Here is a 12,025-nt window from a genome sequence, read left to right on the forward strand (position 1 = left end):
GAGCCGGTCATGGTCGTAAAAATGAAGGACATCGGCAAAGCCTTCGGCCCGGTCAAGGTGCTCGAAGGCGTCGAGTTCGAGCTCGAGCGCGGTGAGATCCACGCGCTGATGGGCGAGAACGGCGCCGGCAAGTCGACGCTGATGAAGATCCTCTGCGGCGTCTATCAGGCCGACTACGGCACGATCGAGATCGAGGGCCGCCCGGTCGAGATCCGCGACACCAAGGACGCCGAGCGTCACGGCATCGCGATCATCCACCAGGAGCTGAACCTGATCCCGCAACTGTCGGTGATCGACAACCTGTTCCTCGGCCGCGAGAAGCACAAGGGCGGCGTGCTCGATACGCGCAGGATGCGCGAGCTGGCGCTCGAGTACCTGGCGCATCTGGGCGTGAAGAACATCGACCCGGAGATGGAAGCCGGCAAGCTGTCGATCGGCCAGCAGCAGATGGTCGAGATCGCCAAGGCGCTGAGCCTGAACGCCCAGGTGCTGATCATGGACGAACCGACCGCGGCGCTGACCGACCGCGAGATCGAGGTGCTGTTCGGCCTGATGCGCGACCTGAAATCGCGCGGCGTCGGCATCGTTTACGTCTCGCACCGGATGGAGGAAATCTTCGAGATCTGCGACCGGATTTCGGTGCTGCGCGACGGCCAGTTCGTCGGCCAGCGCGTGATCAGGGACACCGGCTTCGACGAGATCGTCAAGCTGATGGTCGGCCGCGAAATCGGCGACCGCTTTCCCAAGCGCGACGTCGCGATCGGCAAGCCCCGCCTCAAGGTCAGCGACCTCGACGACGGCCATGCGATTTCGGACATCCATTTCGAAGTCCACGCCGGCGAGGTGCTCGGCATCGCCGGGCTGATGGGCTCGGGGCGCAGCGAGATCGTCCGCGCGCTGTTCGGCGCCAGCCGGCGCAAGAGCGGCGATGTCTGGCTCGACGGCGAAGCCATCCACATCACCAACCCGATCGCGGCCATCGGCCACGGCATCGGCTTCGTGACCGAAGACCGCAAGACCCAGGGCCTGGTGCTCGGGATGTCGGTGCGCGAGAACATCACCCTCACCCATCTGGCCAAGCTCGCCCGCGGCGGCGTCGTCGACGGCGGCAGCGAGAGCACCGAAGTCGCCGGGCTGATCGCGCGGCTGAAAATCCGTACCCGCGACGCCGAACTCGACGTCAAGTCGCTGTCGGGCGGCAACCAGCAGAAGGTCGTGTTTGCCAAATGGCTGGGGATCGCCCCCAAGGTGCTCTTCCTTGACGAGCCGACCCGCGGCGTCGACGTCGGCGGCAAGGCCGAGATCTACCAGATCATCAACGAACTCGCCGCCAACGGTGTCGCCATCGTCATGGTGTCGTCCGAGCTGCCCGAGGTGCTGTCGATGAGCGACCGCATCCTCGTGATGCACCAGGGCCGGCAGGCCGGCATTTTCGACGCGAAGACCGCGACCCAGGAAACCATCATGCACGCGGCAACCGGAGGACAATAACGATGAGCCCGCAAACCAAAGCCACCCTGCAAAAACTCGGGCCACTGATCGCACTGGTCATCATGGCCATCATCCTGGCGATCATGAGCCCGGACTTCCTCACCGTCGGCAACCTGCTGAACGTGCTGCGCCAGGTGTCGATCAACGCGCTGATCGCCTTCGGCATGACCTTCGTGATCCTGCTCGCCGGCATCGACCTCTCGGTCGGCTCGGTGCTGGCGCTGTCGGCAGCGCTGATGGCCGGGCTGATGGGCGGTGGCATGAACCCGGTTGCCGCGACCATCGTCGCGCTGGCCGCCGGCGCCGCCATGGGCCTCGTCAACGGCGTGATCGTCACCAAGGGCAAGGTCGCGCCGTTCATTGCCACGCTGGGCACGATGACGCTGTACCGCGGCCTGACCATGGTCTACACCAACGGCAGCCCGATGACCGGCTTCAACAGCGACTTCATCTACATGCTCGGCAGCGGCTACGTGTTCGGCATCGTCCCGGTCCCGGTCGTGATCACCCTGGTCGTGTTCGGTGCGCTGTGGTTCGTGCTGAAGAAAACCGTGTTCGGCCGTCACGTCTACGCCGTCGGCGGCAATCCGGAAGCATCGAAGCTCTCCGGTGTGAAGGTCGACCGGGTCCAGCTCTGGGTGTACGCGCTGTCGGGGCTGATGGCGGCGCTCGCCGGCGCGATCCTGACCTCGCGGCTCAATTCGGCCCAGCCGACCGCCGGCGCCGGCTACGAGCTCGACGCGATCGCCGCGGTCGTCATCGGCGGCACCAGCCTGGCCGGCGGCCGCGGCTGGATCGTCGGCACGCTGATCGGCGCGGTGCTGCTCGGCGTGCTCAACAACGGCCTCAACCTGCTCGGCGTCTCGTCGTTCTACCAGCAGGTCATCAAGGGCATCATCATCCTGCTCGCGGTGCTGATCGACCGCGCCGGGAAGAAGTAAACGGGTCCAGAGCCCGCCACCAAGCAGTCAAATAGGAGAAGTCGCATGAAACCGTGGATCAAACCCCTGCTGATCGGCGCCATCGCCCTCGGTCTCGCCGCGTGCTCGAAGCAGGGCCCGGACAGCAGCGCCGCATCGGAAGCCGCCAGTAGCGGCGAGCCGACCATCGGCCTTGCCGTCTCGACACAGAACAACCCGTTCTTCGTCACGCTGCGCCAGGCCGCCGAGGCCGAGGCCAAGGCGCAGGGCATCAAGCTGATCGCCGTCGACGCGCAGGACGACGCCGCCAAGCAGATCTCCAGCATCGAAGACCTGATCCAGAAAAAGGTCAGCGTCATCCTGATCAACCCGACCGACTCGGACGCGATCGCCAACGCGGTGCGTGAAGCCAACAATGCCAAGATCCCGGTGATCACCATCGACCGTGCGGTCAACGGCGGCGAAGTCGTCGCCCACATCGCATCGGACAACATCGAGGGTGGCCGCATGGCGGCGAAATACCTGCTCGAGCAGATCAAGCATCAGGGCAAGGTGATCGAGCTCGAAGGCATCCCGGGCTCGTCGGCCGCGCGTGAACGCGGCCAGGGCTTCGGCGAGGGCATCAAGGACGCCAAGGACGTACAGGTCGTCGCCAAGCAGCCGGCCGACTTCGACCGTGCCAAGGGCCTGACCGTGACCGAGAACATCCTGCAGGGCAACAAGGACGTGAAGGGCCTGTTCGCCCAGAACGACGAAATGGCCCTCGGCGCGCTGCAGGCGATCCAGGCCGCAGGGCTGAAGGACGTCGTTGTCGTCGGCTTCGACGCGACCAGCGACGCGATCGCCGCGGTCAAGGCCGGCACCCTCGCCGCCACCGTCCAGCAAAAGCCGGACCTGATGGGCAAGATGGCCGTCGACACCGCCAAGCAGATCATCGACGGCAAGCAGGTGCCGAAGTCGATCCCAGTGCCACTGAACCTCGTCACCAAGGACAACGCGCAGTAAACCGAGTACACCGCAGAGACTTTCACGGCCCCTACACGGGGCCGTTTTTTTTCTGCCGATGAATTGCCGGCGCTGCTATACCGGGAGACCACGACGGCGAAGGAACCTGCGATGGCCAGCAGCAAAGTCAGCATCGAAGAATACGAAGACCAGATCGGGCGGCCTTACAAGCGGCCACTCCCGCCGCCCCGGGTCTTCGAGCTGGCGATCACCATGGCCGGCGCGGTGTCGGCCGGCGCGTACAGCGCCGGCGTCTTCGACTTCCTGATCGAGGCACTCGACGAATGGCAGAAAGCCAAGGCCGGACAGCTCGACGGCGTCGACCCGGCAACCGTGCCGCAGCACGAGGTCCGCCTCGGAGCCATCAGCGGCGCATCGGCCGGCAGCGTCGTCGCCGCGATCGCCGCAACCTGCCTGCACCGTGATTTCCCGCATGGCCCGGTTGCCGGCAACCCGCTGTACGAGGTCTGGGTCAAGAACATCGACCTGATCGGGGATCGCTCCTACGCCTTTGGCATGCTCGGCAGCGACGACCTGGCCCGTGCCGACCTGCGCGTGCCTTCGCTGCTCGACGGCAGCGCGCTGGACAAGCTCGCCACGCGGGCGATTGGCCCGTGGCCGGCAGTGTGGGGCCCGGCGCCCGGCGCCCGGCTGCGCCCCTATCTCGGCTTCGCCGCCGGCGCTGACCAGCCGCAGCACCCGCTCAAGCTGATCTTCACCCAGACCAATCTCAGCGGCGTGCCCTACGCCGTCGACATGCGCGGCGGCGAAGCGCAACACGAAATGACACTGCACGCCGACCACATCCGCTTTGCCCTCGGTACAGCACGCCCCTGTCCGGACGAATATCCGCTCGACCCGGCGCAGCTAAGCGCCACCGGGCCGTGGCAGGACTTCGTCCAGCACGCACTGGGTTCCGGCGCGTTTCCCGGCGGCCTGCCGCACCGGCAACTGGCGCGCCGCGGCCGCGATTACTACCTGCGTTTCCTGCAAGGCAGCAATGACCTGTATCGCCTCAGCCCCAAGCCGAACTCGGGCATTCCCGACAACGAAGCCAGCGACGGCTACCGCTACCTGTGCAGCGACGGCGGCGTGATGGACAACGAACCATTCGAGCTCGCCCGGCGCGAACTCGCCGGCCTTGGCGGCAGCAATCCGCGCAAGGGCGACGACGCCTGCCGCGCGGTCATCATGATCGACCCCTTCCCCGACCCGGCCAGGTATCAAGCCCCCGAGCACGGCGAAGACCTGTTCGACGTGCTGCCGTCACTGCTCAGCGGCATGAAGGACCAGTGCCGCTATAACGCCGAAGCGCTGATGCTGGCCGAAGACCCCAGCGTCTACAGCCGTTTCTATGTCGCACCGAGTGACAGCCGGGGCCCGGCGCACGCACCAACCAAGAAAAAAGGCACCCAGCTCGCCTCGGCCGGACTGTCGGCCTTCGCCGGCTTCCTGCATGAATCGTTCCGCCACCATGACTTCATGCTCGGCCGGCGCAACTGCCAGCGCTTCCTGGAGCTGCACCTGGCGGTTCTGCCCGGCAACCCGCACGTAGACGGCCCTCGATCCAGCCCGATCGACAACGGCGAACTGCCGCTGATTCCGTTGTTTGGCCGCGCGCGACCAGAGGTCGAGCTCGCAACCTGGCCGATCGACGACTTCCAGAACGACCGCTTCGTCATCCTCGCGCAAAAGCTGGAAAAGCGCTTCAAGCTGCTGAGCAAGCGCGGCCTCGCCAAGCTCGACGACGTTGCCCGCTGGTACGGCAAACTGGGCTGGATGTTCGGCGGCGCCAAAGCGACCGAACTGGCGATGAAAACGATCGCCCGCGACCTGCTCGACCGCGGGCTGATCAGTTACCAAGCCGACTGGTCCAAGGAGACGCCGGCGCGGTCAGGTGTTGGTGGCGGTGGCGGTGGCGGTGGCGGTGGCGGTGGCGGTGGCGGTGGCGGTGGCGGTGGCGGTGGCGGTGGCGGTGGCGGTTAAATCTGGCCGAGGAACCAGTTGACGATATAGAAATGATCCTCGAACAGCTCGGTTTCCATCCGGTTGAACTCGAACAGCGGCACCCACTGCGCCCGGTCGGCATCGTCGCCGCCACGCACCTTCGGCAGCCCTTCGCCGGTCGGCGTCAGTTCGATCAGGAAGCCGTGGGTGATCGTCCGGCCGCGCAGCGAGCGCTGCGGGTGGTCGAACACCCGGCTGGCGCGGATCGAGCCGGCCAGCACCGGCGCCGGCACCTTGAGCCGGGTTTCTTCCTTCAGCTCGCGGATCACCGCGTCGCGGATCGGTTCGTCCTGCTCGATGAAGCCACCGGGCAGCGCCCACAAGCCCTTGCCGGGCATGCCGCGCCGCCGCACCAGCAGGATGTGGCCCGAGTGGATCACCACCGCGTCGACGGTAACGAAGGTCGGCGGATACGGCGCCACCGCCCACGCACGGCGGAAGTCCTGCAGATAGCGGTACTCGGCGGCCAGCCTCGCGTAGACGTCGCCACGCCGGAAGACCTGCAGCCAGTCGAACACCGCCGGCGGCAGCCCGGGGGCGCAGGTATCGAAACGCGATCCGCCGGCGTCGAACAGCGCATCGCGGACGCGCTGCGCGTCGATGCCGGGCTCGTCGTCGACCTCGAGCCGCTGCCACTGCGGGAACAGCTCCAGATACCACGCGTTGCGGCTGCCGCGGCTGCCGACGATGCCGATGCCGAACTCGGCCGCCCGGTGGCCGAGGCTGGCGGTGTCGACGGCAATGACCTTGTCGACCAGGCTCTGGATTTCGGTCACCCATTGCTGGTCGTTGTACATCCGGTCCGAGCAGCCGAGCATGAACACCCGGTGCTGCAGCTCGGCCGGCAAGGCCGCGCGCAGCATCGCCTCGCGCTCGGCCAGCGTGAACGGGTTGCGCGGGCTCACCGCCTGCCGCGCCGAACCGCAGATCACGATCAGCTTGTCGGCGTGTTCGAGCGCGGCATGGATCAGCTTCAGATGGCCCATGTGCACCGGCTGGAAACGGCCGATGAACACCAGGTAGTCGAAACGTTGTGTCATCGGTTCTCCCGGATGAAAAAGGGCGGTCTCGACCGCCCTTTGCGCTTATGCGTAGTACCGCTTGGAGAACTCGAGCATGCGCTCGATCGGCAGCCGCGCCGCGTCCATCGCCTCGGGGCTCAGGTAGTCGATCCGGGTGCCGACGCCGGCCTGCGCCCGCTTCACCGCCTCGATGGTGTTCATCTTCATGTACGGGCACGAATTGCACTGGCAGCCGGCGTAGATCGGCGCCTGGCGGATGTCCAGATCCGGCCGCGCCAGCCCCATGTTGTAGAGGATGCCATCTTCGGTCGCGACAAAGATCACCGCATCGGCGTCCCTGTCGAACGATTTCACCCAGTTGAGCATGCCGCTGGTCGAACCGACGTAATCGGCCTGCTGCAAGACCGGCAGCGGCGATTCCGGGTGCGCGATCAGGTACTTGGCGCCGCCGACGGCGGCAAAGGCCTCGTCGAGTGCGTTCTGGTTGAACTTGTCGTGCACTTCGCACACTGCCGACCACAGCGGCATATCGTAGCCGTACTGGAAGTTCAGGTAGGCGCCCATATTGCGGTCCGGCGAGAAGATCACCTTTTTGCCGTCGGCGTACAGATGGGCAATGATGTCGTCGACGTTGCGGCTGGTGACGATCCAGTCGCTCAAGGCCTTGTGCTCGGCCGAGCTGTTGATGTAGCTGACGTGCACGTAGTCCGCGTGTTCCTCACGCCACTGCTTCAGCGCGGTCACGTCGGTCTGGGTAACGAGGCTACAGGTCGAACCGGCGTCGGGCAGGATCACCTCGGCGTGCGGATTCAGTATCTTGGCGGTCTCGGCCATGAAACGCACGCCGGCGAACACGATGGTGTCGGCGCCGCACTCCTTGGCATAAAGAGACAGTTCCAGACTGTCGCCGACCTTGTCGGCCATCTGCTGGATCTCGGGCTGGCAGTAGTAGTGCGCCAGCGTCACGACTTTCTTGCTCATGGTCTTCCCCCATGCAAAACGCCCGGGCTCGCCCCGCGACGGATCGATCAATAGCTACAAGATGCTGATGCGTAACGGATTTTCACCGGCACGGCGCGTCCCGCCGCACGGTCATCAGTGGCGCCATCTTACACCTGCACGCCCGTACAACCGCATCCGCACCGGTTTTTTTGCAAAAAGGTGTTGACAGACGGCAACCCCAAAACCATAATGCGTTCCTCAGTTGCAGAACACAGCAGCGAAAACGGCGAAGCGGGATTAGCTCAGTTGGTAGAGCGATACCTTGCCAAGGTATAGGTCGAGAGTTCGAGCCTCTTATCCCGCTCCATTCACCGTATTTGTTGGATTGTATTGCCGCTGAAATGCGGGATTAGCTCAGTTGGTAGAGCGATACCTTGCCAAGGTATAGGTCGAGAGTTCGAGCCTCTTATCCCGCTCCATATTCCAGAAAAAGGGAAAGTTAGACGCTTTCCCTTTTTTGTCGCAGTTGCGGCGGGGTAGCAAAATGGTTATGCAGCGGATTGCAAATCCGTCTATGCCGGTTCGATTCCGACCCCCGCCTCCAGTACAAAAGCCCTGATTATTCAGGGCTTTTTGCTTTTCTGCCGACTGCTGGCGCTGCTGCGGCATGCTACAATCGGCGCCCTGCCCCGATGGTGAAATTGGTAGACACAAGGGACTTAAAATCCCTCGGCGTAAGCTGTGCCGGTTCGACCCCGGCTCGGGGCACCACCTTGACTTCCAGACCGTTCCAACGGTGTCCAGCAAGCCCGCATAGCCACAGTGCTTGCGGTTTTTTTGTTTCCTGAATGACCATCCTCCCAACCCATCTAGCGATCGTTGCCGGAGAACTCCGGCTTCAAGGGGGAGGGGGCGAGCCGGAACTCGCTCAGGGCCAGGTCAGGGAACTGTGCTGTCTGAATCCGTTGTAATCCGCTCGCCAGCGTTCGACTGTGGCACGTGCATCATCCCTCCGTTCAGGTCATCCTTTTCACATTACGACGGAGTGCGTCCGCTTGAGACAACGCAGGGCGAACGTTGAACGGCTGTGGCGTATGCCAGGGAGCTTGTACAGCTTCTGGCGGAGGAAACACTCGTAACCCTCGGTGCCAGCCACCGCCACCTTAATAAGGTAGTCGTACGCCCCGGTGACCAGATAAGCCTCCATCACCTCCGGAAGTTGGGCCAGGGCCTCCCCGAAACGGTTGAAGATTTCGTCATCGTGACGTTCGAGGGTGACCTCGATGATCACGATGTCCGGCAGCCCCAACGCACGCTGATCGAGGATGGCTGTGTAGTTGCTGATGACCCCTGCCTCCTCCAGTGCTTTGACGCGATTCCAGCATGGCGTCGACGACAGATTGACCTGTTCGGCCAGCTTTTGATTACTCAAACGGCCGTCGTTGACCAACAGTCGCAGGATCTTGCGGTCGATCTCGTCCAGCCGCCCATCTTTCATCGACCCCCCTCCTGAGCAATCAACAAAGTGAAGGAAATATCGACCATGAAAATGAATTTTTGAAGAATTTTCTTCTAAAAATACTAAATATTTTAAAAAACAAAGAGAATAATTTCTACGATTGAAAGCTAAAGTAATTCTACGCTCACAAGGCGTGAAGACGACTGCTGTGCTCACAAGGCGCAAGAACTACCCCGCCTTCCCAAGTTGCGGGAAGGCGGGCATACCGGAAGTTGCAAAAGCCTCCGGAATGCGGAAACAGGGCCCCCTCCCAAAGCCTGCCTTCATGGAAATAATTTTATGAATAAACTATTTCATCCGGTAGAGAGTACAACAGTACGCCGTGGTGCCGAAGTTCTGTTGGAGGTTCTGGCAAGCGAAGGGGTTGAATACATTTTCGGCAATCCGGGGACAACCGAGCTGCCGCTGATGGATGCGCTACTGCGAACGCCTGACATTCACTATGTGCTGGCACTCCAGGAAGCCTCGGCGGTTGCCATGGCCGATGGCTACGCACAAGCGGCAAGGCGTCCAGCATTCCTGAATCTTCATACCGCTGGCGGCCTGGGTCATGGAATGGGCAACCTCATCAATGCCTACGTCTCCCAAACGCCGCTGGTCGTCACCGCCGGCCAGCAGGACAGCCGTCATACCGTCACCGACCCCCTGCTCTTTGGCGATCTAGTTCGGATCGCCGAGCCTGCGGTGAAATGGGCCAAGGAAGTCACTAGCTGTGAAGGTTCAATAGGTTGTTTCGGGTGTTCACCCGGAGAAGTTCTGCGAGACTGGAAATCGCCAAACCCCCAGTCACAGAACAAGACACCGGATGAACACACATAAGAATGCCCGACTGACGTATCTGCGTCGCCTGGAAATGGTTCAGGACATCACCGAGCATGGTTTGTCGACCGCGGCGGCGGCGGCACGCCATGGCGTAAGCGCGGTCACCACCCGCAAGTGGCTGGGCCGCTATCTGGTCGGCGGCGCGGCTGCCTTGCTCGACAAATCCTCGCGTCCCGAGCGCTCGCCACGTGCCATTGCGCCCAGCGTTGCCCTGACGATCATCGAATTGCGTCGCAAGCTGTTCCTGCAGGCTCGCATCGCAAGCTATATCGGCGTGTCCAAAGCAACCGTCAGTCGCGTGCTGCGACACGCAGGGCTATCGCGGTTAAGCGACCTGCAGCCCGCAGAGCCTGTGCAGCGCTACGAGCGCGAAACGCCCGGCGAACTGCTGCACGTCGACATCAAGAAGCTCGCCCGCTTCGAGCAGGTCGGCCATCGCATCACCGGCGATCGTCGCCAGAACAGCCGAAACAGCGGCTGGGAATATCTGTTCGTGGCGATCGACGACCATAGTCGCATCGCCTTCACCCGACTCTACCCCGACGAGCGCCGCGCCAGCGCCATCGACTTCCTGCGTGCGGCCAACGACTACTTCAAAACGCTGGGCGTACCGCTCCAGCGCCTGATCACCGATAACGGGCCCGCCTTCCGCTCCCATGACTTCGGCCGCGTTTGCGTTGAACTGGGCATTAAGCAGAGGTTCACCCGCGCCTACCGACCGCAAACCAACGGCAAGGCCGAGCGCTTCATCCAGTCCGCGCTGCGCGAATGGGCCTACGGCCAAACCTATCAACACTCGGATGAGCGCGGCGCAGTCCTGAGGTATTGGAGTCATTATTACAACTGGCACCGTCCGCATCACGGCATCGGCTGCCACGTGCCCATGTCCCGTCTCTCAGCAACGAAAAACAACGTCTTGACTCTTCACAACTAGCGCCGACCAGTTGCCGGTTCTCGTACGCCGCGCCTTCCATGATGCGAATGCAGCGCCAGGCGGGCCGGTGTTCCTTTCGTTGCCCATGGATGTAATGGAGGAAATGAGCGCGGTCGGCATTGGCGGATGCTCTACCATCGACCGCAGCGCGATTGCCGGATCGCTCCCCGAGCTTGCTGGCTACCTGGCGGCCATTACGCCGGGCCAACTGGCGATCATTGCCGGTGACGAAGTCTATGCCAGCCAGGCGGCCGACGACGTGGCAAGGCTGGCGGAGACGCTTGGCGCCCCGGTATACGGCTCGTCGTGGCCTTCTCGCATTCCCTTTGCCACCTCACATCCGCTATGGGCCGGCAACCTGCCCACCAAAGCCAGCGCCATCGCAGAAACCCTCGGTGCGTATGACGCAATTTTCGCGCTGGGCGGCAAGTCGCTGATCACGATTCTCTACACAGAGGGGCCTGCCGTTCCAAGCGGCTGCCAGGTGTTTCAGTTATCGGCAGATGTGCGCGATCTCGGTCGCACCTATGAGACACCACTCTCTGTCGTTGGCGAGATCAAGGCATCCTTGCAAATGCTCCAATCGCTGCTGGACACAGCCACTTCTCCCCAACGCACAATCCGTGCCGCACAGCTGCACCACGCGGCACGGCAGAGGTCAGCCGCACAAAGAGCGCTGGATACAGAAGCGGATGCCGCGATGGATGCGCCGGTGATTTCCCCGCTCGTCGCCGCGCGTGAGGCCGTGCGTGCCATCGGGCCCGACATAGCCATCGTGGATGAAGCTATTGCCACATCCAGTCATGTACGCAAATTTCTCAATTCCAGCTCGCCCAACCAGTACTCCTTCTTGCGTGGCGGAGGGCTGGGCTGGGGCATGCCCGCCGCAGTGGGATGTTCACTGGGTCTCGGCCGCCAGCCGGTCGTTTGCCTGGTGGGCGACGGTGCCGCGCTCTATTCGCCACAAGCAATGTGGACCGCTGCGCATGAAATGCTGCCGGTCACCTTTGTGGTCATGAACAACCGCGAGTACAACGTCCTCAAGAACTTCATGAAGAGCCAGACGAACTATCTCTCGGCCAGGAGCAATCGCTTCATTGCCATGGATATCGACAACCCTGCGATCGATTACATGGCTTTGGCCGAATCGTTCGGCCTGCCGGCGCGGCGCGTAACGCGGTCGCGAGACATCGCCGCAGCAATTGAGAGCGGCATTGCCAGTGGCCGCGCCAATGTCGTCGAAGTGATAATTGGCACCACGTAAATCAGTGGGGATGTCGGTCTTGCCCTGCCTGACCCTGCCGATGCCCATATTGAAAAATCTTTATTGCAGGCGCCGGCATTCGGGCAATTTCTGGTATCG

Annotated in this window: 10 protein-coding genes, 4 tRNA genes and 1 pseudogene; 11 read left to right on the forward strand and 4 right to left on the reverse strand. The window is 62.9% G+C overall.

Annotated features, from left to right (window positions below):
* Window positions 1–9: 9 nt before the first annotated feature.
* From BJP62_RS07025 to BJP62_RS18830, 4 genes are all read left to right on the forward strand, one after another.
* The gene (locus BJP62_RS07025; RefSeq protein WP_070528258.1) at window positions 10–1,491 is read left to right on the forward strand and encodes a sugar ABC transporter ATP-binding protein; all 1,482 of its coding nucleotides are present in this window, start codon (window positions 10–12) and stop codon (window positions 1,489–1,491) included.
* A 2-nt stretch (window positions 1,492–1,493) separates the two neighbouring features.
* Window positions 1,494–2,432, forward strand: a complete 939-nt coding sequence (gene rbsC, locus BJP62_RS07030) for a ribose ABC transporter permease (protein WP_070528260.1) — start codon at window positions 1,494–1,496, stop codon at window positions 2,430–2,432.
* A 45-nt stretch (window positions 2,433–2,477) separates the two neighbouring features.
* Complete coding sequence (rbsB, locus tag BJP62_RS07035) at window positions 2,478–3,416, forward strand: ribose ABC transporter substrate-binding protein RbsB (RefSeq protein WP_070528263.1); 939 nt, start codon at window positions 2,478–2,480, stop codon at window positions 3,414–3,416.
* Between the two features lie 111 nt (window positions 3,417–3,527).
* Entirely contained in the window at window positions 3,528–5,402 is a 1,875-nt protein-coding gene (locus tag BJP62_RS18830) for a patatin-like phospholipase family protein (RefSeq protein WP_070528266.1), read from the forward strand.
* Here the strand turns inward: BJP62_RS18830 and BJP62_RS07045 are convergent.
* Both BJP62_RS07045 and nadA read right to left on the reverse strand, forming a co-directional pair.
* Window positions 5,399–6,463: a bifunctional nicotinamide-nucleotide adenylyltransferase/Nudix hydroxylase gene (locus BJP62_RS07045; RefSeq protein WP_070528268.1), complete on the reverse strand. Its 1,065-nt coding sequence runs from the start codon at window positions 6,461–6,463 to the stop codon at window positions 5,399–5,401. The genes BJP62_RS18830 and BJP62_RS07045 overlap by 4 nt on opposite strands.
* Before the next feature lie 45 nt (window positions 6,464–6,508).
* Window positions 6,509–7,426, reverse strand: coding sequence for a quinolinate synthase NadA (gene nadA, locus BJP62_RS07050; protein WP_070528269.1), 918 nt, complete (start codon window positions 7,424–7,426; stop codon window positions 6,509–6,511).
* 252 nt (window positions 7,427–7,678) lie between these two features.
* Here nadA and BJP62_RS07055 point away from each other — a divergent pair.
* The 4 genes from BJP62_RS07055 to BJP62_RS07070 all read left to right on the forward strand — a co-directional run bounded on the left by BJP62_RS07055 (window position 7,679) and on the right by BJP62_RS07070 (window position 8,158).
* A tRNA-Gly gene (locus tag BJP62_RS07055) sits at window positions 7,679–7,754 on the forward strand.
* 36 nt (window positions 7,755–7,790) lie between these two features.
* Window positions 7,791–7,866: transfer RNA gene (locus tag BJP62_RS07060), tRNA-Gly, on the forward strand.
* Window positions 7,867–7,917: 51 nt separating this feature from the next.
* Window positions 7,918–7,991, forward strand: a tRNA-Cys gene (locus BJP62_RS07065).
* Between the two features lie 82 nt (window positions 7,992–8,073).
* Window positions 8,074–8,158 (forward strand) — tRNA-Leu (locus BJP62_RS07070).
* 157 nt (window positions 8,159–8,315) lie between these two features.
* On the opposite strand, the pseudogene BJP62_RS19310 reads toward BJP62_RS07070, so the two are convergent.
* Both BJP62_RS19310 and BJP62_RS07075 read right to left on the reverse strand, forming a co-directional pair.
* Window positions 8,316–8,387: pseudogene (locus tag BJP62_RS19310) on the reverse strand (hypothetical protein); the annotation flags it as partial.
* Between the two features lie 30 nt (window positions 8,388–8,417).
* A complete protein-coding gene (locus BJP62_RS07075; protein WP_070528272.1) occupies window positions 8,418–8,885 on the reverse strand; it encodes an Lrp/AsnC family transcriptional regulator in 468 nt (155 codons plus the stop codon).
* Between the two features lie 300 nt (window positions 8,886–9,185).
* Here BJP62_RS07075 and BJP62_RS17955 point away from each other — a divergent pair, with 300 nt between their 5' ends.
* The 3 genes from BJP62_RS17955 to BJP62_RS07090 all read left to right on the forward strand — a co-directional run bounded on the left by BJP62_RS17955 (window position 9,186) and on the right by BJP62_RS07090 (window position 11,926).
* Window positions 9,186–9,725 carry a thiamine pyrophosphate-binding protein gene (locus tag BJP62_RS17955; RefSeq protein WP_083300764.1) on the forward strand — a complete coding sequence of 180 codons (540 nt, stop codon included), beginning with the start codon at window positions 9,186–9,188 and terminating at the stop codon, window positions 9,723–9,725.
* Window positions 9,712–10,662, forward strand: coding sequence for an IS481 family transposase (locus BJP62_RS07085; protein ID WP_070528277.1), 951 nt, complete (start codon window positions 9,712–9,714; stop codon window positions 10,660–10,662). The genes BJP62_RS17955 and BJP62_RS07085 overlap by 14 nt, the downstream gene beginning before the upstream one ends.
* Window positions 10,663–10,765: 103 nt before the next feature.
* Window positions 10,766–11,926 (forward strand): thiamine pyrophosphate-dependent enzyme, encoded by a 1,161-nt coding sequence (locus tag BJP62_RS07090; protein WP_236943677.1) that lies wholly within the window; start codon window positions 10,766–10,768, stop codon window positions 11,924–11,926.
* The last annotated feature ends 99 nt before the right edge of the window (window positions 11,927–12,025 follow it).

It is taken from the genome of Jeongeupia sp. USM3 (assembly GCF_001808185.1).
GTDB lineage: Bacteria > Pseudomonadota > Gammaproteobacteria > Burkholderiales > Chitinibacteraceae > Jeongeupia.